Below are 24,162 nucleotides of genomic sequence, written 5' to 3'. Positions count from 1 at the left end.
CGGGCTTCGTCACCACCGTTCGCCCGGTCCCCGTCAGGGCGAGCGGGCACACCGGCGCGATCCAAGCCCACGGGCGCGCCCCGCGGCCGACGCCGCGCACGGGGGCGGCGCAGTGCACGGGGGCGGCGCAGCGGCGTGGTCCTCGCCGACCGAGGAGGCCTGCTTCGCCCTCGCCGGTCGACCACCGATCCGCATCGTCAAGCTGCGAAGGCACAGGGGGAAACATCAGCCGTCAACTATCGGCTGTGTTCAAGGCATTGACACGTGCATTACCCGGCATTTACGTTCCGGCCATCTGAGAGCGCTCTCAACGCCCCCCGCCTTTGCAGACTTGAGGTGTCGCAATGCCATCCCCACGCACGCGCACACGCACACGCACCAGACCGGCAGTGGTACTCCTGACGGCCTCGGCCCTTGCCGCCTTCGGCCTGGGCCCGGCCGCCACCCCGGCGGCCGCGGCCACCGTGCCCGTGGGCTCGGGCAGCTACTCCGACTCCCGCCCGGCGGGAACGTCGGGCCCCACCACCAACACGGGAACTCCCGTCACGCCCAAGGTGACCGCCGCCACGCGGAACCGGCCCGTGCCCACCAACGACTGGTGGTCCTCCCTCGCCTTCCAGCGCTACGGCGACAACCCGTGGTCGACCCCCATGTACGGGCACCCCCTGACCTACCAGGCCACGGCCGCCGGGCTCGACGTCGGCTACCCGACCTCCCCCTCGATCGTCGGAGACGGCCGCCAGTACGAGTACGCCCACAAGCGCGACCTCACGATCGGACTGAGCGGCCTCAACTCCCCGGACACCAAGGCCGACAACTGGTCCGACTGGACGGTCACCCCCCTGTGGTCCGACGGCGCACGCACCCTGCGCACCACCATCGGTCACGGCTCCCCGTTCGTATACGCTCAGGGCACCGGCGGCAACGCCCAGATCACCACCGCCGGTACGCCCAGCGTCTTCGCCGACCAGGGCAACGTCCTCGGCATCACCGTCGCCGGACACCACTACGCCCTCTTCGCCCCGACCGGCAGCGACTGGAACGTCTCCGGCTCGACCGTCACCACCGGCCTGGGCTCCAAGGACTACTTCTCCGTCGCCGTGCTGCCGTCCACCGACGCGCTGGCGACCTTCAAGAAGTACGCCTTCAGCTTCGTCACCGACTCCAAGGTCGCCTGGAGCTACACCGGTGGCACCGTCCGGGCCACCTACACGCTCACCACGGAGGCGAAGGAGGGCACCGAGCGGGGTACGCTCCAGGCGCTCTACCGCCACCAGTGGCTGAACACCACCGACGCCCTCACCTCCTACACCTACGTCTCCCCGCGCGGCACCATGAAGGTCCGCGAGTCGGCCTCGTTCACCACGAGCCAGAAGGCGGCCGCGGTGCTGCCCGCGCTGCCCAAGTCCAGCGGCGTGGACGCGACGCGGCTGCGCGGCTACCTCAACGAGGTCGTGAACGCCTCCGACCCCTTCTCCGGCGCCACCGACACCTACTGGACCGGCAAGGCACTCGGCCGCCTCGCCCAACTCGTCCCGGTGGCCGAGCAGATCGGCGAGACCGGCACCCGCGACCGGCTGCTCGGCCTCATCAAGGGCAAGCTCCAGGAGTGGTTCACAGCGGGCGGCGCGAACGAGTTCAGCTACGACAAGGACTGGAAGACCCTCACGGGCTATCCCGCCTCCTACGGCAGCGACACCGAACTCAACGACCACCACTTCCACTACAGCTACTACGTCTACGCGGCCGCGATCGTCGCCCAGTACGACCAGGGCTGGGCCGCCGACTCCGCGTGGGGCGGCATGGTCAAGACCCTCGTGCGGGACACCGCCAACCCCAGCCGAACCGACACCGCGTTCCCCTTCCTGCGCGGCTTCGACGTCTACGCGGGCCACAGCTGGGCCTCCGGCCACCAGGGCTTCGCCGCCGGCAACAACCAGGAGTCCTCCTCGGAGTCCACCAACCTCAGCGCCGCCCTCGTCCTGTGGGGCTCCGCCACCGGGGACGCCTCGCTGCGCGACCTCGGCGCCTACCTGCTGACCACGGAGTCGGAGTCGATCGCGCAGTACTGGTTCGACGCCGATGAACAGGTCTTCCCGTCCTCCTTCGGCCACGACACGGCCGGCATGGTGTGGGGCAGCGGCGCGGCCTACTCCACCTGGTGGACCGCCAACCCCGAAGAGATCCACGGCATCAACGTCCTGCCCGTCACGGGCGGTTCCCTCCACCTCGGCGGCGAGAAGGCCGCCATCCGGCGCAACATCGCCGAGATGGAACGGGAGAACGGCGGCCCCGCCGTCGAATGGCGCGACATCCTCTGGGAGTTCCAGTCCCTGGCCGACCCTGCCGCGGCCAAGTCGAAGTGGGACGCGGGCCACGCCGGATACACCCCGGAGCAGGGGGAATCCAAGGCCCACACGTACCACTGGATCAACACTCTGGACGCGGTCGGCGCCCCGGACGCCACGGTGACCGGTGACCTGCCCACCTCGGCCGTCTTCACCAAGGGGACGACCCGCACCTACGTCGCCCACAACCACGGCTCATCGGCGCGCACCGTGACCTTCTCCGACGGCAAGACGCTCTCCGTCCCGGCCCGTTCCACGGCGAGCGGCACCGGGTCGGGCTCCTCGGACCCCGACCCGGACCCCGATCCGCCGACGGGGAACACCTTCCAGTTGCGCAGCGGCGGAGTCCTGACCACGGCGACCGGCGGGACCTCGGGCAGCGACACGATCGCCTCCGGGGGCGGCGCCAACCACGACGGCACGCCGTACCAGCCCCTCGTCTACGAGGTCCGCGGAGTCAACGGGACGCTCACCGCCGGTGCGGGAACGACGTTCCGCCTCCAGGTGGACGCCGGCACCACGGTCGGCCTCGGCCAGCAGGCACGCATCAGCTACGACCTCACCGGTGACGGCACCTTCGACCGGACCGAGACCTACAACTACTTCGCCACCGACCCGGTCGCCGGATGGGAGGAGTACACGCAGGCGCGCGGCCTCAAGGCATCCACGGGCACCCTCGGCAACCTCAAGGGTGGCACCGTCCGTCTGGAGGTCTGGAGCGCCATCGGCAACGGCACCTCGAAGCTCCAGACCGGCACGGACAAGGCCGTGGTGGTGATCCCCTACAGCTGAACCGGCGCAGGGTGGTCCTGCGGTGGGCAGCGGCGCCACGGGCTGCCCACCGCACCACCGTTCCCGGCCCAGACCGGACACCACCAGGTACAAGTCACGTGGGCAGGCGGCCGCCACCACTCAGAGGTGAGTCCCCGCCTCGGTCCGGGGCGGGGACACACCTTTCGGGCGGTGGCAGGGTCAGTTGGCGTTCACCAGGTCGTGCGCCGGCACGGTGACCGTCCGCTTGCCCGGCTTGCCGCCGAGCACGATCTTCCGCAGGGCACTGTTGTTGTCGAGGTTGGTTTCCTTCAGGCGCTTCTCCGGGTTGGCCAGCACCTGGATGTAGTAGGTGCCGTTGGGCACGTCGGTGATGTCGAAGGACTGGCCCGGCAGGTCCTGGGTGTACGTGTCGCCCGAACCCACGTCCAGCACCTCACGCACGGAGATCGAGTTCTCCTCGCCGCAGGCGGTGGAGAGGTCCGTGTTGAACGGGTGCCAGTTGGCGTTCTTCACCGTGTAGTCGATCGCGTCGGTGTTGGCCAGGCAGAAGGCCTCCTTGCCGCTGCGCACGGCCTCCTTCTTGTCGGCCTTCAGCAGCCGGTAGCTGGCGAAGTCGGTGAAGTGCCAGTGCACGTGGCCCGGACGCGGGTCCCACTCCATGGTGCCCGTCGGGGTGTAGCCGACCTGCTTGCCCTTGGCGTCGTAGAAGTACTGGAAGGCGTCCATCTTGGCCTTGCCGGGCGAGCGGAACCCGTCCACCACGAGCTGCGCCGGACCGGCGTTCCAGACGTTGGCGCTGAACGCCAGGTAGTCCTTGCCCGGGATGTCCTTGCCGCCGTCGCTGACGGTGATGCCGTAGGCCGGCAGCGAGCGCAGGTCCGGCTTGGGGACGTCCGGGACGGCGGGCTTGCCGGTGGGCCGCTTCGACAGCGGCTTGAGCGCGGGCGCCTGACGCGAGCCGTCGGTCTGGCCGGCGGTGTCCCCGGCCTGCTGCGACAGTGCGGACTTCTGCTGCTTCTTCATAGCCCATGGCAGGGCCGGCGGGGCGGCCTTCAGCGGACCGTGGCCCACGTTGTACGAGGGACCCGCCCCACTCGTCACCGGCGCGGCAGCCTCGGCGGGGGTGGGGGCGTGCCCCGGCCCGTGACCGGAGTGCGCGGTCGGCGCGTGGTGACCGGCGGCGTGCCCGGCAGCATGCCCGGCGTGCTCGCCGGCCTGGGCGGAGCGACGCAACGCCCGGTTGGAGTTCTCGTCGTCCTCACTTCGTTCCACCACGGTCACCTTGACCGTGGCCGGCTTGTCGGCGATGCCGAACAGGTCGCGGTACTTCTTGGCGACACCGACCCTGGCCGTGTACGTACCGGCCGGCAGCTGGGCCGGTTCCGTGTAGGAGCCCGCATAGGTGTTGGCCGCCCAACCCTTCTCGATGCCCCACACGGAGCCGAGGGTGAAGGGGTTGGTGGGGCAGCTCTCCGGATACTTGGAGGTGGAGGGCGCGTCGGGGCGCACGCGTCCGCTGGCGTTGTTGGGGCAGAAGCTCTCACTGCGGGTGAGAACCTTCTTGCCGGCCTTGTCGGTGAGGGTGATCTCGGAGAAGCCGGGCAGCCCGGAGAAGTCCTTCACGGTGCCCGTGGGCAGCTTCTTCGTCTTGGCCTTGCCGCCCTCGTACACGGTCTGGGCGACGGCCACCGGGTCCTTGTAGGACTTCCGGGTCACCTTGAGCTCCAGCGGCTTCCCCTCGGAGACGAGGTAGGTGCCGAGGTCCAGATACACCCCCGGCTCCTCCTTCCAGGAGGTGAGCGTCACCGAGGTGGTCGCCGCCACGAGGCTCAGCTTGGGGCCTGTCGCGGCCTTCGCGGGCTCCTGCGCCGCGGCCACGATGCCGGCCGTCACGGCCGTCACGGCGACGGCCGTGGTGCCGGCGAGCAGCGTTCGCCGCAGCCGGGCGGTGCGCTTTCTGGTCATGGTTCCCTCGTCCTCCGGTGGTGTGAGAAGGCGGCAGGCGGCACGGCACGACCGCGAGGTCCGGGCCCGGGCCGTCGCGTGAGAGGCGCTTGCTCCGCCCGCGCTGTGAGAGGAACAGACCTGTTGCGCGGTTGCTCGGCCGAAGGAAAGGGAGGCGACTGTTGGCCGGATACCGTCGCCGTGACGGAATCCAGCCGTTGATGCGGACCCTCCTCACCCGACGGCAGTCCTTCCGGCGCCGACGCCGCTTCGATCGGGGACCGGGGACCGGTTCCGCCACGGTCCAGTGAGCGACCTCTCCGGGGTCGCAGCGTCGGTTGGCGTGCCGGCCCTGGTGCGGTGGGCGCTTCTCAGAGGCGGTGACATGAAGTAATCGGCTGGGGGTGACAGGCCCAGCCGATTAGGCTCCGGCCCATGGGCGGACCGGTATTGGTGATCGAGTCGGCGCAGGCGGTGCCCCGTGTGGCGATCGAGCGGCTCCGTGAGTTCCTGCTGCGCACCTCGACACAGTTCGAGGAGAAGCGGGTCGGTGAGTACGACCTGAGCATTGCCGCGGAGAGCCTCGGGATCTCGGATACCGGGACGTGGACGGATGCCGGCCCGCCCCCACCCACGCGGTCGACGTCATCGCGTTCTGCAACCGTCCTGTCGACCACCTCGTCACGGCCCTGCTGACCGCCGCCGTGATGGATGTCGTCGGTGGTGTCGCCCAGGCCGAACTGCGAGAGGATCAGGTTTCCATCGTGGCCGGTCTTCCCGGCATCGTCGCAACGACGACCGATCCGTGGCCCGCGGCCTATGGCTCTACGGAGTTCCTCCGCACGTGGGCCCGACAGCCCGGCTTTCGGCTCCTGAAATAGCCGGAACAGCACGACCTCTCGACCGCTGGTCACAGTGGCCGCTCTGCGAGCAAAGGCGCATATCACAGTTGGTCTGGCGCGGACGACGATCCCCGACGACGTCGGCTGTGAGAGTTCCGTCAGCGGGCAGCGCCCGTGGACATGTTGTGCGCGAGCATGCCGAGGTAGCGTGCCTGGCATGGACTTTCACACCACCGTCGAGCGCGCTCAGCGCCTCAAGAAACTGCACGCTCAGTACAAGCCGCTCGTGCTGCCGACCGTCTGGGACGTCTGGTCTGCACGCACGGCAGTGGCCGCCGGGTTCCCCGCGCTGACGGTCGGCAGTCATCCTCTCGCGGACTCCCGGGGGGCCGATGACCACGAGGGGCAGACCTTCGAGGAGGTGCTGACCGCCGTCAGGCCGATCATCGCCGCGGTCGATGTCCCCGTGTCCGTGGACCTGGAGGCCGGGTACGGCCAGAAGCCCGCTGATCTCATCACCGGGCTCATCGAGGCCGGCGGGGTCGGTCTCAACGTCGAGGACACCGTCCACTCGGACGGTGGCCGCGTACGCAGCACGCAGGAGCACGCGAGCTTCGTGGCCGACCTGCGCAAAGCGGCTGACGACGCAGGGGTCCCGGTCTGGGTGAACGCGCGCACCGACATCTTCATGCACGCACAGGATGCTTCCGGCGTCCTCGACGAGGCGATCGAACGACTGCGGGCCTTGGAGGAGGCCGGAGCCGACAGTGTGTACCCGGTGAGCATTCAGGACAACGACGAGCTGCTCGCTGCCGTGACCGGCGCCGTCAACGTTCCCGTGAACTCCACGGCCCATCCCGTCAGACACGATCTCGATCGCTTCCGCCGTCTCGGCGTCGGCCGGGTCACCTACGGTCCGCTGCTGCAATTCGCCCTGGCGGACGCCATGAAGGACATGCTCGGGCCCTGGGCGCCGTGAGGAGTGGGGCGGCGATCCGCGCATACGGCGCCGCCTGCCGCCTCATGCAACCCATAGTCGGTACGCCCACCGCACACCGTGCGGCCACCGCAGTGCTGCTGGGGGCATTAGCGGTGTCACCACCGAGCAGCGGATCAGGGAACGCCGACGTTGACCACTGGCGTCGGGCAGGCACTCCCACAGGGCCTGCCCGACGCACGGCGCGCAGTCGACTCACCGGGTGTCCCGCATCGGCAGGGACGAGTAGCCACTGGCTCCCGGGGTGCGGCCCCCTCCGGCCGGTGATCGCAGTCGCTGCCACGTCCTGCTCCTGATCGACGACCACCGCAGCGGTGCGGACGCGCCATGCTTCCCAACGCCACCATCCCGACGGTCACTGCTGCACCCCAGGTGTCGCGCCGACCGGATCCGGAAGGCTCGGCCCCTGCAGGCGTGGCTGGGATCCCCTCCCTGACATCAGACAGGTTTTCTTTCCGCCCATCCAGGCATCGATGCTTGGCTCCTTTCCCATAGAATCCATGGATGCCCTCTCTTCGCGCCCTGGAATGCCTCATCGCCGTCGCGGACACCGGGTCGATCACTCAGGCCGCATTGCTGCTGCACTCCTCGCAACCCGCGGTGTCGCACCAGATCGCCTCCCTGGAGCGCGAGACGCGCACGGCCTTGTTGCGTCGCGAAGCACGCGGGGTCAGGCTCACCGCCGCGGGGCGGGTCGCCGTCGCTGATGCCCGGCGGGCGGTCGAGGCGGCCACGGCCGCCGTACGGTCGGCACGGGCAGTGGGAGAAGCCGGGGGCGGGTTGCTGCGGATCGGCTGCGCGCAGAGCCTTACCGTCGCCTTGCTCGCCCCAGTGCTCCGCGACTGGCGCCGACGCCACCCGGAAGTGACCATCACCCTGCATGAGCTCGCCGTGATGGACGAGGCATTGAAGCTGGTCGAGTCGGATGACGTCGACGTCGCGGTGCTGCCGGACCCCCCGTCCGACCGTTTCGAGCTCACTGCCGTCGCCGAGGAGGAGATCGTGCTGACTGCGCCCACCGGCCACCCGCTGGCCCAACGGGCATCAGTGCGGATCCAGGACCTCGATGGCGCACCACTCGTGCACTACACGGCCCACAACCGCCTCGGCGCATGGCTCGACCAGTCCTTCGCCCGGGCCGGGGTGCAGCCGGAGCCGGTCATGCGCACGTCCGTCACCGCTACGGCACCCCAGCTCGCCGCCGCCGGGCTGGGTGTCGCGGTCTGTCCGGTGAGTGCGGTCAGTGCCGGCTTTCCGGGCGTGGTGCGGCGGTTCTCACCGCGGTGGACCAGGCAACTGATGGCGGTGACCTCCGGCGACACCGATCCGCTCGTCGCTCGGTTCGTCGCGGGGTTGCGCCGCCGCGGAGTGCGGGTTCCTCGCAGCGTGCAGACGCAGCTCGACGAAGGCGTCGTGGCCGGGGGCGAGTGACCGCGGACCCTCTGGGACCGGTAGGGACGCAGGTTTCTGATGGTCCCGGTCTGCCGCGCTCGACCCGGTGCCGACACCGGCGGGGGACCACCGCCCCTTTCATGCGGCGGTCACCTGCACCTATCAAGACATGGACGAGGAGACATCGAAGATTTGGATCGGTAAGGGTCGAGCCCCCAGGAATCCTGAGGTGACGCCCGAGGGTTCTGCTCGTCATGACACACGAACCCATCACCTCTGAGACAACCCACGAGGCGGTCACTCGAACCCCCAGGACACCCCTCGGGCTGTACGCGCTCGCTCTGGCCAGTTTCGCCGTCGGCCTGGCGGAGTTCGTGATCGCCGGCCTGCTGCCGGACGTGGCCACCGATCTGTCGGTCAGTGCCGGCAACGCGGGCATTCTGGTGACGACGTACGCGGTGGGCATCATCGTGGGCGCCCTCGCCCTGACCACGGCTCTCAGCCGCGTTCCACCGAAGTCGGCCCTGATACGGATCAGTGTCATCTTCATCATCGGTAACCTCCTCAGCGCACTGGGACCGAATTTCGAGATCGTCCTCGCGGGACGGATCATCGCTGGCATCACCAACGGGGCGTTCCTCGGCATGGGGCTCGTCGTCGCCGTCAGCCTTGTCGACACACGACGGCACGGCCGGGCCATCGCCACCATGCTGGGCGGCCTGACACTTGCGAACGTGCTCGGCGTGCCGCTCGGCACAGCACTGGGACAGTACCTCGGGTGGCGGGCCGTCTTCGGCATCATCGCGGCCCTCGCGGTCGTCGCGACCCTCGCCATCGTCGCGGTCGTCCCCCACGTGGCGTCCGCGCCGACGAGTTCCCTCGCCGACCTGCGGCATCTCCTCAACCGGCAGGCACTCTTGGCGGTGGGCATCGCGACGTTCGGGTTCGGCGGCATGTTCGGCGCCTTCACCTACGTGGCGCTGACACTCACGAAGGTCTCGGGCTACCCCGCCGGCGCCGTTCCCTGGCTGCTCGTGCTCTTCGGCATCGGACTCATGGTCGGCAACGCGCTGGCCGGCCGGCTCGTCGACCGCTCCCTGGACGCCACCCTGGCAGGGTCGCTCGTGGGCCTGCTGGCCGTGCAGATCCTCCTGGGAACGCTCGCCGGCCATCCTGTCGTAGCGGCGCTCTCGCTGGGCCTCATGGGAATGTTCGGCTTCGCAGCCGCGCCCGGGTACCAGCAGAAGGTGATGCGGCACGCGCGCGCCGCCGGTGCGATCGCGTCCGGCGCCCCGATCGCGGCGGTGAACCTCGGCAACGCCCTCGGCTCATGGCTCGGCGGAGTTCTGATCACGGCCGGCTTCGGCTACACCTCCCCCATCTGGATGGGCGCGGTGGCCACCGGACTCGCCCTGGTCCTCCTCGCTGTTGCCGCCCGCCCTGCGCCCAAGCAAGGCGACGACTGACGTCCTCGAATCGCCTGTCCGAGGAGTTTGTTCGGGGCCAGCGGCACGGTGTCCTCTTCGGATAAGACCGGATCCCGATTCCGCCCTTGGCGCGGACGAGGTTCTGCCGGGCGGCCGACGCGACGAGCACGACGTCAGCCTTGCCGACACCCCGAGCCAGCACCAGCACCAGCCGTAGCCATCAAAACTTTCTTTGGCTGCCCGTCTCATCATGAATGGTTTCGAGGGAACAGCACGCAGCCGGAGATCGCTGCACACCACATGGCCTCCCGCCCCCCCCAGCGAGCGGGAAGCGTCCTACACGAGAGAGAAGGCTCCCATGTCACAGGCATTCGTCACGGGTGGCTCCGGTTTCATCGGACAGGCCCTCATCCGCCGGCTTGTCGAAGAAGGCCATACGGTCCGCGCACTGGTGCGCAGCGAAGCGTCGGCCGACAAGGTCGCGGCCCTCGGCGCGCAGCCGGTGCAGGGCCGGTTGACGGAGCCGGCCGGCTGGCAGGACGCGGTGGCGGGCAGCGACGTGCTGTTCCACCTCGCCGCCGAGACAGACATCACCGCCGACCGCGAGCGCCACGAGCAGGTGACGGTCGGTGGCACCCGCGCGGCTGTGCAAGCAGCCCGTACCGCGGGGGTCGCCACCTTCGTCCACTGCGGCAGCGAGTCCGCGCTCCTGGCCGGCGACCCGCTGCTGGACGTGGACGAGACCGCACCGCTGCGGCCGGACTCCGAAGCCGCCTACTGCGCGGCCAAGGCCGTCTCCGAGCAGATCGTGCTGGACGCCGGCGCCCCGGGCTTCACCACCGTCTCCATACGGCCGCGGTTCGTCTGGGGCCCCGACAGCAGCCTGACCGAAGGCCTGGCCGCTGCGGCCAAGGCCGGGCAGTTCGCCTGGATCGACGGCGGCCGTCACACCACCGATGTGACGTACGTGGACAATGCCGTCGAGGGTCTGATACTCGGATGGCGGCACGGACGGCCTGGGCAGGCGTACTTCGTCACCGACCAGCACCGGGTCGTCCTGCGGGATTTCCTGGAGACGGTTTTCTCGCTCTACGGCGTCGACGCGCCCATCCCCGACATGGACGCCGACACCGCTGCCAAGGTGGTGCCCGTACCCGCCCGGTGGTTCGTCGGACAGCCGTGCACGCTGCGCACCGACAAAGCCGTCGCCGAGCTGGGATACCGGCCCATCGTCCCGCACGCCGCCGGTCTCGCCGCCGTGAAGGAAGCGCTCGCCTCCGACGCCGCGTGACGGCCCCCTGGGGTGCAATCTGACCCTGGTGTCGGCCCTCCCGGACGGTGGAGCCGGTGCGGGTGGGTGTACGTGCGTGGGTTGCCTGGCGCGGGGTGCCCGGGCCGATTCGTGCTCGGTGCCGCGGCAGGCGATCGACGGCTCACCGGGGTATCGCGGACCAGGCGATGACATCTGCCGTGGCCATGGTCAAGGTCGGCCCTGGGTGGGTCCGCTCAGCGACCGCCGCGCGCGGCACGGACGGCGGCGGGCCCGCCGGGGCGGTCCGGGCGACGGCCCGCCCGCCGGGGCGGTCCGGGCCGGGCTGGCAGGACCATGTGCAGGGCCGGCCGCCGGGAACCCAGGCCGGTGATGTGGGACCCAAGTCGGCACCGGTTCATAATCGGTCGCGTGATGCGTCTTGCGATTCTCGGTCCTGTCCGTGCATGGCGACGGGACGAGGAGATCGATCTGGGATCTCCACAACAGCGTGGTCTGCTCGCGCTGCTGCTCTTGCACGAAGGACGCCCGGTCGAGACCGAGGCCATAGTGGAGGCCTTGTGGGGCGAGCACGGGCCCAGAGGTGCTCGGGGCACCGTTCGCACGTACGTCTATCGCCTGCGCCCGATCCTCGGCGACATGGCGGTCATCGAGTCGACCGGCAGTGGCTACCGTCTGACGGTTCGTGACGGGACCTTGGACCTGAGAAGGTTCCGGGAGCTGACCGCCCAGGCTCACAGAGCGCGCCGCGACGGCGCCGCGGCGCGTGCTGCCGACCTCCTGCGCCAGGCCCTGGGCACATGGCAGGGACGGGCCCTGTCGGGTGTCCGGGGCCCCTTCTTCGATCTTGAGCGTGATCGGCTGGAGGAGTTGAGGCTGGCTGCCCTGGAGGAAGTGTTCGATCTTGAGCTGGAGGTCGGAGGGCAGTCCGATCTGACGTCCGAGATCCGGGCGGCCGTGATGGAGCACCCGCTGCGGGAGCGCCTGCACGAACAGCTCATGCTGTCGTTGTTCCGTGCCGGACGGCGGGCGGAGGCTCTGGCCGCCTACCAGCACGCACGGCGGCTTCTGCGCGAAGAGCTGGGTGTGGACCCCGGGCCGGCACTTCGATCTCTCCACAGCCGTATTCTCAGCGAGAGTGAGGATTCGCCCGCTCCCGCAGGCCGCGGGCTGTCCTCCGCCCTCGCGCCGGCGCCGGTTCCGGCCCAGCTCCCGGCGGACCTGGCAGTGTTCACCGGGCGCCGCAGAGAGATCGAGGAACTGTCCCTGGCACTGCGCGATGCGGCCCACGCTCCGGTCGTCGGCATCACCGGCTTGGGCGGGATGGGCAAGACCGCGCTCGCCGTACGTCTCGCACACACCCAACGTCATCAGTTCCCTGATGGGCAACTCTTCGTCGACCTCGGCGGCTTCAAGGCTCCGGTGAGCCCGCTGGAGGTGCTCGGCCAGTTCTTGCGAGCGGTCGGGGTGTCCCGGCTGCCGGCGTCGCTGGACGAACGTGCCGCGCTGTGGCGTACGACAGTGTCCGGACGCCGCATGCTGATCGTGCTGGACGCGGCCTCCACCAGTGAGCAGGTACGTCCCCTGCTGCCGGCCTCCCCGGGTTGTGCCGTCATCATGACCAGTCCGCGTCGCATCGTCGACCTGCCTGGCATCCCCTGGCTGCGTCTCGGCGTTCTGCAGCCCGAGGACGCGTTGCAGCTGCTCGCTGCCATCTCCGGGGCCCGGCGGGTGTTCGCGGAGCAGGAAGCGGCCATGCGCTTGGTGCAGGCCTGCTCCTGTCAGCCGCTCTCGGTACATGTCGCGGCCGCCCGGTTGGATGCCCGGCCGTCGTGGACGATCGACCAGATCTATGCCCAGCTCGAGGACGATCTGCGCCAGCCGGTCGTCATGCACGAGGACTGCAAGATCGTCGATCGGCCGTTCCGTGAGGCTCAGGCACGCATGGACGCCTCCCACCGCGACGCGTTCCACCTCGCCGCCGTTCCCGCCTGCAGCCGGCTGGATGCCGCCATGGCTGCGGCAGTGCTGGATCTGCCGGTCAACGAAGCCACGGCCGTCATGGAAGCCCTGGTCGACGCTCACGTGGTGGAGATCGGCGAGGACGGCGCCTACCACTTCCTCGGGCTCGTCAAGGCGTTCGCACGGCGCCAGGCCCTCAACGGGCTGGGACACGAGCACTGCCAGCAAGCGCTGCACCGGCTGCTGCGCCACTGCCTGACCGACACGCACACGGTCGGTGAAGAGGACCTTCGCGCGGTACTGGATCAGATCACCGATCTCCCGGACACCCTCGTGGACATGGTGTCGCTCTCGCTGCCCTGACCCCCGCAGCGGCCCGCGAGGTGACACACGCGCACGAGCCACCGCCAGCACGCGCAGCGAGAACGTGCGGATGACGACCTGCGGCCCGAGCGCGAATCGGCCCGTCGACGCACCATCGACGCCACGTCGACACGCGTTCGATGCAATGCACGCATGCTCGATTCACCAACGCGCGCCGCCCTGGCAGCGCAGATCACCGGGCCCGTACTCGGGCCGGAGGACGAAGGGTTCGCCGCGGAGTGCGCGCCCTTCAACCTTGCCGTGTCCCACCTCCCTCATGTCGTCGTCGGAGCCGCGACCGATGCCGACGTGCAAGTCGCCGTTCGCTTCGCCGCACAGCGGCGTCTGCCGGTCGCTGTGATGGCCACCGGCCACCAGGCGACGCTCCCGGCCGACGACGCGGTCCTCATCACCACTCACCGCATGGCGCAGGTGAGCATCGACCCCACCTCCCGCACCGCCCGTGTGACCGCGGGAGCCCGCTGGCAGCAGGTGATGGACGCGGCGACTCCGTTCGGGCTTGCCCCGCTCAACGGCTCCTCGCCCCTCGTCGGGGTCATCGGCTACACGCTCGGCGGGGGCCTGAGCCCCACCATGGGCCGCGCCCACGGATGGGCAGCTGACCACGTCACCTCCCTGGAGGTCGTGACGGCCGACGGCGAGCTTCGCCTGGTCGACGCCACGTCGGACCCCGACCTGTTCTGGGCGCTGCGCGGAGGAAAGAGCAACTTCGGTGTCGTCACCGCCATGGAGTTCGCCCTCTTCCCGGTGGACGAGCTGTGGGCGGGCGGACTGTTCTTCGACGGTGACGACGCAGCGGCTGTCCTGCACGCCTATGCCCAGGTCACGTCCGAGGCCCCGGATGAGCTGAGCTCGTCGATCGCCCTGCTGCGCCTGCCGGCACTGCCCGGCGTGCCCGATTTCCTCGCCGGCCGGTTCGCCGTGCACGTCCGCATCTCCTGCCTCGGCCCGGCCGCGGAGGCAGCCCGGCTGGTCGCGCCGCTGCGGGCGGCCGCACCCGTCCTCGTGGACACTCTCGGCCCCATGCCGTACGCATCCTTCGCCCAGATCCACAACGATCCGACCGACCCGGCACCGTTCATGGAACGCACCGCGATGCTGCGCTCCCTGTCCGCCGAGGCCGTCGAGGAGCTCCTGGCCGCCGCGGGCCCGACCGCCGACTGCCCGCTGCACTTCGTCGAGTTGCGTCACCTCGGTGGTGCCCTGGCCCGCCCCGCCGACAACGCCGTCGGACACCGGGACGCCCAGTTCGCACTCTGGGCCGTGGGAGTCGGGGCACCCGATGCCTTCGCCCCGATGAACGCCTACGCCGACGGACTCCTGCAGCGGATGCGTCCCTGGTCCACCGGCGGACGCTATCTGAACTTCATGGCCGCCCAGGACATCGCAGTCTCCGATGTGAGCGCGGCCTACGAGGAGGGCGACTACCGCAGGCTCCGCAGCATCAAGAGGCGCTTCGACCCGCACAACCTCTTCCGCCTGAACCACAACATTCCCCCCGAGGAGCGCCCGATGCCCGACGACAAACTGCAGCTCTTGCTGGACCACGCCGCGATCGCCGATGCCCTGCACCGCTACACAGCCGGACTCGACCACGGCGACGCCGATCTGCTCGCCTCGTCACTGACCGAGGACGCCATGGTCGATCTGACACCGGCCACGAGCAAGATCGGTCTCGACTTCCCCGTGCTCAAGCCGCGCGACACCATCGTCGGAGCGCTCATCCCGGCGGTCGGCCCGCTCGACACCAGCCACGTGATCAGCAACATCCGCGCCTCCGTGGACGGCGACACCGCCCACGTGAACTGCTACGCGATGGCTCAGCACTACCTGCCTCACGAAGGCCCCAAGCCGGACCGGACCCGCCACGCGCTGATGATGAACCGCTACGACGCGGACCTGACGCGCGACGGCAGCACATGGCGCATCAGCCGGCTGACGATCGACAACGCCTGGTTCGAGGGCGACGAAACCGTCCTGCTTCCCGGCGACTGATCGCAGGGTCAGACGGTCCCCCTGGGGTGGCGCCCTTCCACCGCAGGACGCCACCCCCGGGACCCGTCGGCTCCGGCATCACCGCCGCGGACGCGGCTCCACGGCCCTGACTCAGGAAGCCACCGTTGACGGCCGGCTACCCCCTTAGCCCCAACCCCCGCACTCCACCACCCGTTTGTGAGCGTTCTACGTGTCCACCACCCATGAGCCTGACCGTCCTCAGCACCCACATCTCGACAGCGTCCAGGAACAGCTCAAGGCCCTCATACGGGACTTCCGGCACGGCGCCTGGCAGCCGACCGCCCTCGAACATCGCCTGGCCGAGCTTCTCGCGCACTCGGCCGCCGGGACCGGGTCGCTGAGTGCGGCCGCTATCCGGGCCGCGCTGTGGGAGGGCTCGATGGCGGCCGTCCACGAGAACGGCGGACGCTTCATCACCCTGCTGGCCGACCTGCTGCCGCTGATCGAGAAGCCCGACGCGACCGCGCTGCACACGGCCGGTCTCGGCCTGGACCTCGTCGAGACGATCACACAGACGGAACCGCACGCACGAACCGCTCCCCCGCCGCGAGCCCGCCCCTGTCCGAGCCGGGCAGACGGCGATCGGAGTGAAGTGACCCCGCCCCGGTCTCCGCGTCCCACCGAGGACGGCAGACGCATGCGCGTGGACGCGGCACGCAATCACGCCCGTCTGCTCAACGCCGCGGCACATATCTTGCGGGAGCGTGGACTGCAGCACCTCACCATGGAAGCGGTGGCCACCGCGGCAGGTGTAGGCAAGGGCACCGTCTTTCGCCGCTTCGGCGACCGCACAGGTCTGCTGCAAGCCCTGCTGCAGCGCTCCGAGGATGCGTTCCAGGCCGCTCACCTCAACGGCCTGGATCAGGCCGTCAGCCGCGCCAAGGCCATCGAGCAACTACACGCCTTCGGGGTGACCGCGATACGACGCTACGCCGAGGAGATGGAGCTGCAGCTGGCTGCCGAGCCCTCCCCCCGCCAGCGCCACCGGCGCGCACCCCGCCGCACCTACCATGAGCGGGTCAGCATCCTGCTCAGCCTGGCTGCACCGGAAGCAGACGCAGAACTGCTCAGCCACGCGCTGCTGGGTTACCTGGAGCCCGCCCTCCTCTGGCACCTGAGCGACCAGTGCAACGTACCCCTCCAACGGCTGGAGAGCGGCTGGCTCGAACTGGTCGCCCGGCTCACCCAGGATGCGCGGCCCCACACGACGTGACCCGCGGACCGTGCTCGGTCCCATGTCGACTGCCCCCTCCTCCCGGCGCGCGGACGTACCTTGCACGCCGCCCTGGTCCGCGAGAAGAGGCCTCTGCCGGCGCACCGGACCGCTATGCCCTCGGGCGGCCCCGCGGCGGACTGACCACGAGGATCCACCTCGCCGCAGACAGCGCTGCCGCTCGCCGGTATTCGTCCTCGCACTCGGCCGGCACATGGCTCGTCTGCTCATGCCGGGGCCAGCCCGCCCCCGAGCGCCCCGCATCCGCTGTCTTGGCCACCGCGAATGCGTCGATCCGCCCACGGTCATCGGCTGTTGACGGCAGGCGTCGTCACGCAAAGAACATCGAGAGAAACGAGCAAGCAATGACTTTCGTAGGTGGCTCCAACCCCCACCTGAACCAGGGCGAGCACACGGCCGAGATCAACGGTTTCACCCTGCACTACACCGTGCGCGGCGCCGGCCCTGTGCTCCTCTTCCCGTCTCCCGGATGGGGCCCCGCGGTTGCCTCTTACATCCCGATGCCGGGACTGGAGGAACGGTGCACGGTCGTCTATTTCGACACCCGGCACAGCGGTAGATCCTCCGGGCCGGAGGATCCGGGCCAGTACACCTTGGAGCACTTCGTCGCCGACATCGACGCGCTCCGCATCCACCTCGCGCAGGATCGTGTGTTTCTCGCAGGTCACTCGGGAGGCGGTCACCAGGTCCTCGCCTACGGCATCGCCCACAGTGACCGACTCCTCGGCATCATCGCGATCGACGCGATCATCGCCGCCGACGACGTCCGCATGGGCGAGATGATGCGACGGATCAACGAGCGGCGGACACAGCCGTTCTACCTGGAGCACCCGGCCTACATCGACAACGCGATGGCATTGATGAGCGGCACGGGCGCAGGCACGCAGCCGACGATCGAGCAGGTTCTCGACGCGACCGGAGCGTTCTACTTCCACGACCCGAAGCTCGCTGCCGACGCCTTCGCGGCGATGGAGTTCGACGACCAGGTCCTCGCGTACACCCAGGCGTCGGGGTTCCAGAGCAGGAACCTGCTCCCGGAACTCCCCCGGATCACCGCTCCCACTCTGCTCATCTACGGTGACGACGACTTCCAGTGCGACCCGGTGTCCCAGGGGGAGCGCGCCCACGCGGTTCTGCCCACCTCGCAGCTGGAGATTCTCGCCGGTGCTGGCCACATGCCCTGGATCGAGCAACCTGCCCTGTTCGCGGCTGCCTGTGACGCCTGGCTGGATCGAGTGCAGGCCTAGGAGGTGCCGTCGGATGTCACGCCCACATCAGCACTGATCGGCGGCTTCAGACTGGCTTGCGCCACACGGAGATGTGCTTAGTCGAGTCCTGCGTGAAGGGGGACCCGTCCCAGTCGGCGACTCGACGTTCCAGCTCCAACCCGGCGATCCGCGCCATCAGGTCGAGTTCTGCCGGCCAAGCGTACCGGTGCCGGGAGTTGTCGCGGCGGTAGTGGCCGTCGTCGCCGTCGCGGGTGAAGTGGTGCGAGACGAGGATCTGCTCGACCAGGTCGAAGGTGTCGAAGCCGAGATGCTGCTCGGAGACGTCGAACGGCACCGCGACCTGGCCGGGCGGCAGGAGCCGCAGCGGCGGCACACCCAGTTCGATGACGAATCGGCCTCCGGGCTCCAGATGCCGTGCGGCGTTACGGAAGCACTCGACCTGCTCGTCCTGAGTCAGCAGGTTCGTGATGGTGTTGTAGACGAGGTAGACCAGGGAGAACTCACCGGGAACGGCGGTGGTGGCCATGTCTCCGATCACCACCGGGAGCGTGTCCTCGTCGATCTTGCGCCGCAGCACCGCTGCCATGTGCTCGGACAGTTCGATGCCCACCACCGGCACGCCGTGCTCCCGGAGCGGAACTCCCACGCGTCCGGTTCCGATGGCGAACTCCAGCGCCCTGCCGTCTCCGGCGAGCTCGGCGAGGAAGGCGAGAGTCGGTCCGAGAACGTCAGCCGAGGACATCTCGGTTTCCTCGGCGTCGTAGCGGTCGGCGGTCGCACGGGTCCACAGCTCACTGCTCGTCACGGACGGCCACTTTGCCGGATATCCCGGGGCATTGTCGACGCATTTACGTAAGCGGCTCTTCCGGGCAGGCTCTGATGTCGGGGTTGCGCTGTAGCAGGTCAGGGCAGCGGCCAAGCCGAGGAAGGCGAGCAAGTGCGAGCGCGCTCGTTCGTACCGGATGGCCAGACGGCGGGAGCCGAAAAGCCATGCGATCACCGCTCTGTCTTCCAGCGGTGCTGGCGGAGGCGTTCCCCCGACTCGACGCCTGGCCGAGCGATGTGCGCGACGAGCCCGCCCTCGTGCGACCAGATGGTGTGTCCGGCGGATAAGTACGCCCTGTCCGCGCCGAGTTCGTAACGGAGGGGATCAGCTCCCAGAGTTCATCGAATACCAGACGCTTCGACAGATCAGCACACGCGGCTGGCACCACACCACTCGACCATCAAGCATCACGCATGGCAGACAGCCTTCTACGCCTCGGCTGATGCGGCCGATCTGGCGGCCCGCTCGATCTTCGCCCAGTAGGCGGTGCGGGCGTCCTCATCGATCTGCATCTCGTGCTCGGGGCGCATCCCGGTTCGGCCGTCCACGCCTTCGCGCAGGATGTCGGCGTGCCCGGCGTGCCGGTTGGTCTCGCCGAGTACGTGGACCAGGACGGCGAACAGGTTCGTGCTGGAATAGGGCTCCGGCCACCACGGCACGTGGCCCGGGGCATCGAGGGCAAGCTCGTCGATCGTCGCGTCGGAGTGTTCCCACGTGCGCCGGCAGAACCCGATGATCTGATCGCGCGCCTCGTCCTCGGCCGCCCACAGATCGCTGCCGTCGTGGTCCTGCCACCGGGGCAGCGGTTCCGGGGACGGCCGGTCGAAGACCTCGCCCAGATATCTGGCCTCAACGCTGGCCACGTGTTTGACCAGGCCGAGGAGGTTGGTTCCGGTCACTGTCAAGGGTCGCCGGGCGTCGTATTCGGACAGGCCGTCGAGCTTCCACAGCAGCGCCTTGCGGTCCCGCCGCAGTCTCCCATGCAGGGTGTCCTTCGCGAATTCATCGATCATGCGGCATGAGCCTGCCATGGGAATTGCCTCCGCATGAACCGCATGGCGAAGCTCGTGCCCGTACGCCGGCTGGGCAGCATCCGGGCACGGTCGGGGCCGTCGGTCCGGCGAAATGACGCGGTTCCCCCCCTCCCCCCCGTCAACTAAGGAAGTAGGCCGCGCACTTGGTTCCCGTCGCTGCGTAAGGCCATGTCCGCTCCTTAGTTGTAGTGCGGCCTCAGGTGGAACGAGTTGATGGGCGTCAGATCGCGATACTCGCCGTGTCCGGCCGGGATCGACGACGTGCAGTCGTTCGCGTTGTAACTGAGGCACAGCTCCACCACCGCGCCGTCGTACTGGTTGTTCAGTACCCAGTGGTTGCCCACCTGGTTGCTGAGGTTGTGGGCGCCATAGGTCCAGTAGATGTGGCTCGGCGACACGGCCGGGTTCTGGTTCTGGGGGTAGATGCAGACCGCGCCGTACGGGCAGCCTGCCCAGGTGTCGGCGGACTTGGCCTGTGCGGTGCCCGTCGCGACGATGACTGCCGTCATGCCGGCGAAGGCCAGCGCGGCGGCGCGCCTCAGCTTGGTGCGCATGGAAGGTGATTCCTCCGCTGTGGGATGGGGTGATGATCGGGGACCTTACGGAGCGGGTGGACGCGGCAGGTCCTGACAGATGTCAGGGCCCCTTCGGCGGCGCGAGTGCGTACGTTCGCGGGAGACCGTCGAGACCAGGGGGAGTGCCGTGGACAGAGTGCACAGATCTTGGAGATCGGGTGGAGCGGGACGGGGTGAGCGGCGATGGGGGCGCCGGGTTCGGCTGTTGCTGGCCGCGCTTGTGACGGTGGTGAGTCTCGGCCTGCCGGTCGCCTCGGCCGCTCCCGCGACCGCCGCGACGGGATGCGCGCCGTTGCAGTCCGGTGCGAGCCAGGCGGCCCAGGCGGCCGTGCAGGTCGCGTGCCGTTACGTCGGGCAGCAGTACGCCTGGGGTGGCGGTCACGCGCAGGGGATGCCCGGTCCCAGCCAGGGAATGTACGACCCCATCTACCCGGAGACCGCCGCGGACCCGACGTACTGGAGTTTCGACTGCATCGGCCTGGTGCGCTGGGCCTGGTACAAGGCGACCGGCCGGGACATCATCACGGAGCGCACGACGCAGGCGACCTTCGCGGCGCCGGGGTACGCGCACACGAAGCTGCTGAAGTCGCAAGGGTCGGCCGTGCTGTTGCCCGGCGACATCATGTACTTCGGCCGTGACGGCTTCGGGCCGACGCACGTCGCGCTCTACCTCGGCAACGGGATGATGGTCGAGGCACCGGAGTCCGGCGCGAAGATTCAGGTCAACACGATCAGCGCTCGCTGGGACCGCTACCAGGGTGCGTTCCGTCCGCATGCCGACGCTGTGCCGATGGTCTGGACCTGGGACGGCCGCGGTTCGTACCACAAGACCTGGGGCCAGCCCAATCTGCGGCAGGACTCGAACACCAGCAGCGCGATCAACTTCACCAACGGCAACGGCATCTCCGTACAGGTGCGGGTGCTGTGCCAGCGGGTCGGCGAACGGGCCACGGTCGACGGCATGGTGAACAACGTCTGGTCATACCTGCCCGACTATCACAGTTGGATCAGCAATCTCTTCGTCCAAGGGCCGGCGTTGCTCAAGGACGTACCGTCCTGCGGTGACTTCCCACCGATCGGCGGGACCCTGGCCGGTGCGGAGAACAACACGTCCTGTGGCGACGGTACTCAGCCCGACTCCGCGGGTGCCTGGACGGCCAAGTCGACCACCGTCTTCGGCCGTACCGTGGAACTCCGCTACAACAGCACCACCCAGTGCGCATGGGGCCGCATCATCGGAGGCACGGTCGGCGACGAGATCTGGGTGGACCGCAGTGCCGACGGAGGGAACACCTGGGACTCGATGCTGGGCTACACCACCGTCACCTCGGGCAATGACGCGCACACCACCCAATGGAACGACGCCGGCCTCGTGATGCGCGCCTGCGGCACGAACGGCCGCGGCGGCAGCATCGAGTGCACGGGCTGGTTCTGACCTCAGGTACCCGACGCGGTGGCGGCGCCCCACCGTTGGGCCGGTAATCGCGCGCCAGGCCGTCCCGCCGTGCGAAGCATGGGCAGGCAGGACGTAATCCGATGCGGGCCCTGATCGAGCGCCCGACCCACCTGACAGGGTCGGGCGCTCTTGCACGGGTCGGGTCACGGGGAGGCAGCACGGTGTCTGCTTGTCGATCAGGGCGTCCGCCAGGTGCACGAAGGATGGGTGAGCGATGTGGCTCCTGTTGGACGAACACGTCGTCCAGCTCTGGACCCCGCGGATCAAAGCTCTGGACGACCGGTACAAGGCCGTGACCGTCGACGACGACGGCCAAGCACTCGACCAGTTCCACGGGCTGCCCGGCCCCGACCTCTGGTGGTGGCGGAGGCACCCCCGGATGCTCACAGGAGACCTCGGGAGCTCACTGCGCTCCGTCGGTGCCACCGGCACCGCCCCGGACACGGCATGACCCTCCCTCAGCCTCGTGAACTCGCCCGTGAGCAAGCCAACCGCTCCGACGGCGGCAGGCAGGCAGGCAGCGACGGGCTGCGGCTGCGGCCGCCCCTATGCCCGATGCGGGGTCCGGGGCGCCCGAGGCATGAAATCGGGCACCGCACCGGAGACCGCACCGGGCGCCACTCGCGAGTGCTCAGGGGCGGGCGCCGGGCTTGTCCACGACGCCCCAGGCGTCGCGGGCGCTGACGATGAGCCCGTCGTCCTTGCTGTCTCCGAGGTAGGCGTAGCTCTCCGGGTCGAAGAAGATCTCCTGCTTGCCCTGCCAGCCGGACGGGATCTTCTCGGGATAGTTCACGCTCACGCTGATCGCCGCACGGCCGAGCGGGTCCTTCACACCGGTCGTCACCCGGGCACCGGGGATCTTCGCGAGCGCCCGGAACAGGCCCGCCTGGACCTTCGGCGGGATCAGCACCGACCGGTACAGCACGTTGATCTCCCGCCAGTCGCGCTGTGCGCGCGTCTCCCCCTTGATGTCTCCGATGGCATGCTCCTCGCGGATGCGCTTCATCATGCGGTCGGGGTCGCTCGGCAGGGTGTCGAGGAAGCGGTAGAACTGCCGCTGGGAGCGGTCGTCGTAGCCCTCCTTCTTCCATTTCTCCTCCTGGTTGGGGCCATACCAGACCTGGAGCTCGTCCGGGTCGAAGTCCGAGACGTCACCGGCCGGGGGGATGCCGGGCAGATTGGCGTGCCCGGTGCCGTCCCAGCGGGTCCACTCCTCGCTGGTGCGCGACTTGTCCTGGCTGGAGACGATCCCCTTGTCGCTGATCTGCTGCCGCCCGCCCTGGCCGAAGACGGTCTCCTTCTCGTACACCCACTGCTTCGGGCCGGGTTCGGTCCCGTCGTGCTTCTCGACGGTGGCGGCGGCCAGTTCGAGCGTGTCGGCGGCAGCTCCTGCCGACAGCACCTGGGGGCCCTTCGGCGCGGAGGCGCCGGTAACGTCTCCGGGCAGGGCCGTGATGATCCCCGCGGTCACGGCCAGGGCCCCTGCCGTGGCGGCGCCGACCAGCATCATCCGGCGCTGGGGAAGTCCGGCGCGTCCTCGGGAGGTGTCCCGGTGGATCGCCGCGGTGAGGCGGGCGCGCGGCGAGACGAGCCGGTCGGCGCCGGAAGGGGGCGTGTCGGCGCGCAGGCCGCGGAGTTCGGAGAGCTCGTTCATGCGGGGTCACCTTCGTGTATGCGAGCGTCGACGAGAGGGGTGCCGGCCGCGCTGGTCGCGGTGCGCAGTTTGCGGCGGGCGCGGTTGAGGCGGGAGCGGACGGTGCCGACAGGAATGTCGAGGGCTTCGGCGATCTCCTGGTAGCTGAGGTCGGCCCAGGCGAACAGCAGCAGGACGTGCCGGTCGCCCGCGGAGAGCCGGGCCAGCGCTCCTGCGAGGGGGCGGGCGGCGGCTTCGGCGGCGAGACGATCGTCGGCGGAGTCGGTCCAGCTCTCGGCAACGGGGTCGTGGCCGGTGCGGGCGAGCAGTTTGAGTGCCTTGATCTCCTGCCGGCGGTGCCGGCCGATCTCCTTGGCGGCGATGCCGTACAACCAGGGCCGCACCCCGGCCCGGGCCGCATCGAACCGGGACCGTATCCGAAAGGCCGTCAGGAACGTTTCCGCGGTGACGTCGTCGGCCGCATCCCGGCCCAGCCGCCGGGTGACGTACTGGTGGATCGCCGGGGCGTGACGGTCGAAGAGCGCTGCGAAACGCTCGGGCTCCTCCAAAGAGGCCGCGATGAGCTCGGCGTCGCCGCCGGCCTGGTCGGTCATGGACAGTCCGTCCGTCGGTGGGGTCGGTGAGTGTCAGGATGGCGGGTGTTCACACCCCGTACTCGCCACCTGACGACGAACGGGTTCACGGCGTCGGCTCAAGGACGCCGTGAACCTACGCGGCCCGCCGCGGCGCAGCCGGCTCCCCGACCCGTCCCGGGGCCTCATGGACACACTGCCGTGCTGCTTCGGCGCGGGTGGTCAA

The 24,162-nt window shown here is 69.4% G+C and carries 19 protein-coding genes; 13 read left to right on the top strand and 6 right to left on the bottom strand.

Annotation, left to right across the window (positions count from 1 at the left end):
• Nucleotides 1–344: 344 nt before the first annotated feature.
• Entirely contained in the window at nt 345–3,140 is a 2,796-nt protein-coding gene (locus ACIGAQ_RS28905) for a glycosyl hydrolase (protein ID WP_399787835.1), read from the top strand.
• A gap of 180 nt (nt 3,141–3,320) precedes the next feature.
• On the opposite strand, the gene ACIGAQ_RS28900 is transcribed toward ACIGAQ_RS28905, so the two are convergent.
• Nucleotides 3,321–5,087: a lysyl oxidase family protein gene (locus tag ACIGAQ_RS28900; protein ID WP_399787832.1), complete on the bottom strand. Its 1,767-nt coding sequence runs from the start codon at nt 5,085–5,087 to the stop codon at nt 3,321–3,323.
• A 414-nt stretch (nt 5,088–5,501) separates the two neighbouring features.
• Between ACIGAQ_RS28900 and ACIGAQ_RS28895 the strand changes: the two genes are divergently transcribed.
• The 10 genes from ACIGAQ_RS28895 to ACIGAQ_RS28850 all read left to right on the top strand — a co-directional run bounded on the left by ACIGAQ_RS28895 (nt 5,502) and on the right by ACIGAQ_RS28850 (nt 17,837).
• The gene (locus ACIGAQ_RS28895; protein ID WP_362284583.1) at nt 5,502–5,762 is read left to right on the top strand and encodes a DUF6368 family protein; all 261 of its coding nucleotides are present in this window, start codon (nt 5,502–5,504) and stop codon (nt 5,760–5,762) included.
• Nucleotides 5,672–5,947 (top strand): DUF6368 family protein, encoded by a 276-nt coding sequence (locus ACIGAQ_RS28890; RefSeq protein WP_399787829.1) that lies wholly within the window; start codon nt 5,672–5,674, stop codon nt 5,945–5,947. The genes ACIGAQ_RS28895 and ACIGAQ_RS28890 overlap by 91 nt, the downstream gene beginning before the upstream one ends.
• 178 nt (nt 5,948–6,125) lie before the next feature.
• Nucleotides 6,126–6,887: an isocitrate lyase/phosphoenolpyruvate mutase family protein gene (locus ACIGAQ_RS28885; protein WP_399788451.1), complete on the top strand. Its 762-nt coding sequence runs from the start codon at nt 6,126–6,128 to the stop codon at nt 6,885–6,887.
• Nucleotides 6,888–7,409: 522 nt separating this feature from the next.
• A complete protein-coding gene (locus ACIGAQ_RS28880) occupies nt 7,410–8,336 on the top strand; it encodes a LysR family transcriptional regulator (RefSeq protein WP_399787826.1) in 927 nt (308 codons plus the stop codon).
• Between the two features lie 215 nt (nt 8,337–8,551).
• On the top strand, nt 8,552–9,763 hold the full coding sequence (locus tag ACIGAQ_RS28875) for an MFS transporter (RefSeq protein WP_399787823.1): 1,212 nt from the start codon (nt 8,552–8,554) through the stop codon (nt 9,761–9,763).
• 319 nt (nt 9,764–10,082) lie between these two features.
• Nucleotides 10,083–11,015, top strand: a complete 933-nt coding sequence (locus ACIGAQ_RS28870; protein WP_399787821.1) for an NAD-dependent epimerase/dehydratase family protein — start codon at nt 10,083–10,085, stop codon at nt 11,013–11,015.
• 393 nt (nt 11,016–11,408) lie between these two features.
• Nucleotides 11,409–13,319 (top strand): BTAD domain-containing putative transcriptional regulator, encoded by a 1,911-nt coding sequence (locus ACIGAQ_RS28865; protein ID WP_399788448.1) that lies wholly within the window; start codon nt 11,409–11,411, stop codon nt 13,317–13,319.
• Between the two features lie 153 nt (nt 13,320–13,472).
• Nucleotides 13,473–15,335 (top strand): nuclear transport factor 2 family protein, encoded by a 1,863-nt coding sequence (locus ACIGAQ_RS28860; protein ID WP_399787818.1) that lies wholly within the window; start codon nt 13,473–13,475, stop codon nt 15,333–15,335.
• Between the two features lie 190 nt (nt 15,336–15,525).
• A complete protein-coding gene (locus ACIGAQ_RS28855) occupies nt 15,526–16,569 on the top strand; it encodes a TetR/AcrR family transcriptional regulator (RefSeq protein ID WP_399787815.1) in 1,044 nt (347 codons plus the stop codon).
• Nucleotides 16,570–16,934: 365 nt separating this feature from the next.
• The gene (locus ACIGAQ_RS28850) at nt 16,935–17,837 is read left to right on the top strand and encodes an alpha/beta fold hydrolase (RefSeq protein ID WP_399787812.1); all 903 of its coding nucleotides are present in this window, start codon (nt 16,935–16,937) and stop codon (nt 17,835–17,837) included.
• A gap of 46 nt (nt 17,838–17,883) precedes the next feature.
• Here the strand turns inward: ACIGAQ_RS28850 and ACIGAQ_RS28845 are convergent, their stop codons facing one another.
• The 3 genes from ACIGAQ_RS28845 to ACIGAQ_RS28835 all read right to left on the bottom strand — a co-directional run bounded on the left by ACIGAQ_RS28845 (nt 17,884) and on the right by ACIGAQ_RS28835 (nt 20,233).
• Entirely contained in the window at nt 17,884–18,624 is a 741-nt protein-coding gene (locus tag ACIGAQ_RS28845; RefSeq protein ID WP_399787809.1) for a class I SAM-dependent DNA methyltransferase, read from the bottom strand.
• Nucleotides 18,625–19,073: 449 nt separating this feature from the next.
• Nucleotides 19,074–19,658, bottom strand: coding sequence for a DinB family protein (locus ACIGAQ_RS28840; protein WP_399787806.1), 585 nt, complete (start codon nt 19,656–19,658; stop codon nt 19,074–19,076).
• Between the two features lie 200 nt (nt 19,659–19,858).
• The gene (locus ACIGAQ_RS28835; RefSeq protein ID WP_362284613.1) at nt 19,859–20,233 is read right to left on the bottom strand and encodes a hypothetical protein; all 375 of its coding nucleotides are present in this window, start codon (nt 20,231–20,233) and stop codon (nt 19,859–19,861) included.
• A gap of 226 nt (nt 20,234–20,459) precedes the next feature.
• Between ACIGAQ_RS28835 and ACIGAQ_RS28830 the strand changes: the two genes are divergently transcribed.
• Complete coding sequence (locus ACIGAQ_RS28830) at nt 20,460–21,689, top strand: NlpC/P60 family protein (protein ID WP_362284615.1); 1,230 nt, start codon at nt 20,460–20,462, stop codon at nt 21,687–21,689.
• A gap of 235 nt (nt 21,690–21,924) precedes the next feature.
• Nucleotides 21,925–22,161: a hypothetical protein gene (locus tag ACIGAQ_RS28825; protein ID WP_399787803.1), complete on the top strand. Its 237-nt coding sequence runs from the start codon at nt 21,925–21,927 to the stop codon at nt 22,159–22,161.
• Between the two features lie 180 nt (nt 22,162–22,341).
• Here the strand turns inward: ACIGAQ_RS28825 and ACIGAQ_RS28820 are convergent, their stop codons facing one another.
• Together ACIGAQ_RS28820 and ACIGAQ_RS28815 are read right to left on the bottom strand one after the other, a co-directional pair.
• Nucleotides 22,342–23,364 carry a CU044_5270 family protein gene (locus tag ACIGAQ_RS28820; RefSeq protein ID WP_399787800.1) on the bottom strand — a complete coding sequence of 341 codons (1,023 nt, stop codon included), beginning with the start codon at nt 23,362–23,364 and terminating at the stop codon, nt 22,342–22,344.
• Nucleotides 23,361–23,957: an RNA polymerase sigma factor gene (locus tag ACIGAQ_RS28815; protein ID WP_399787797.1), complete on the bottom strand. Its 597-nt coding sequence runs from the start codon at nt 23,955–23,957 to the stop codon at nt 23,361–23,363. Before ACIGAQ_RS28815 ends, ACIGAQ_RS28820 begins: the two co-directional genes overlap by 4 nt.
• Nucleotides 23,958–24,162: the final 205 nt, after the last annotated feature.

The sequence above is a fragment of the Streptomyces sp. NPDC085932 genome (genome assembly GCF_044540525.1).
Classification (GTDB): domain Bacteria; phylum Actinomycetota; class Actinomycetes; order Streptomycetales; family Streptomycetaceae; genus Streptomyces; species Streptomyces levis.
The sequence above is the reverse complement of the archived record's forward strand: the minus strand, read 5'-3'. Positions and strand labels throughout refer to the sequence as shown.

What these genes read in the sequence shown, in the direction of transcription:
- ACIGAQ_RS28905 (WP_399787835.1), top strand. Translation starts at nt 345, where the DNA reads ATGCCATCCCCACGCACGCGCACACGCACACGCACCAGACCGGCAGTG.
- ACIGAQ_RS28900 (WP_399787832.1), bottom strand. Translation starts at nt 5,087, where the DNA reads ATGACCAGAAAGCGCACCGCCCGGCTGCGGCGAACGCTGCTCGCCGGC.
- ACIGAQ_RS28895 (WP_362284583.1), top strand. Translation starts at nt 5,502, where the DNA reads ATGGGCGGACCGGTATTGGTGATCGAGTCGGCGCAGGCGGTGCCCCGT.
- ACIGAQ_RS28885 (WP_399788451.1), top strand. Translation starts at nt 6,126, where the DNA reads ATGGACTTTCACACCACCGTCGAGCGCGCTCAGCGCCTCAAGAAACTG.
- ACIGAQ_RS28880 (WP_399787826.1), top strand. Translation starts at nt 7,410, where the DNA reads ATGCCCTCTCTTCGCGCCCTGGAATGCCTCATCGCCGTCGCGGACACC.
- ACIGAQ_RS28875 (WP_399787823.1), top strand. Translation starts at nt 8,552, where the DNA reads ATGACACACGAACCCATCACCTCTGAGACAACCCACGAGGCGGTCACT.
- ACIGAQ_RS28870 (WP_399787821.1), top strand. Translation starts at nt 10,083, where the DNA reads ATGTCACAGGCATTCGTCACGGGTGGCTCCGGTTTCATCGGACAGGCC.
- ACIGAQ_RS28865 (WP_399788448.1), top strand. Translation starts at nt 11,409, where the DNA reads ATGCGTCTTGCGATTCTCGGTCCTGTCCGTGCATGGCGACGGGACGAG.
- ACIGAQ_RS28860 (WP_399787818.1), top strand. Translation starts at nt 13,473, where the DNA reads ATGCTCGATTCACCAACGCGCGCCGCCCTGGCAGCGCAGATCACCGGG.
- ACIGAQ_RS28850 (WP_399787812.1), top strand. Translation starts at nt 16,935, where the DNA reads ATGACTTTCGTAGGTGGCTCCAACCCCCACCTGAACCAGGGCGAGCAC.
- ACIGAQ_RS28840 (WP_399787806.1), bottom strand. Translation starts at nt 19,658, where the DNA reads ATGATCGATGAATTCGCGAAGGACACCCTGCATGGGAGACTGCGGCGG.
- ACIGAQ_RS28835 (WP_362284613.1), bottom strand. Translation starts at nt 20,233, where the DNA reads ATGCGCACCAAGCTGAGGCGCGCCGCCGCGCTGGCCTTCGCCGGCATG.
- ACIGAQ_RS28825 (WP_399787803.1), top strand. Translation starts at nt 21,925, where the DNA reads ATGTGGCTCCTGTTGGACGAACACGTCGTCCAGCTCTGGACCCCGCGG.
- ACIGAQ_RS28820 (WP_399787800.1), bottom strand. Translation starts at nt 23,364, where the DNA reads ATGAACGAGCTCTCCGAACTCCGCGGCCTGCGCGCCGACACGCCCCCT.
- ACIGAQ_RS28815 (WP_399787797.1), bottom strand. Translation starts at nt 23,957, where the DNA reads ATGACCGACCAGGCCGGCGGCGACGCCGAGCTCATCGCGGCCTCTTTG.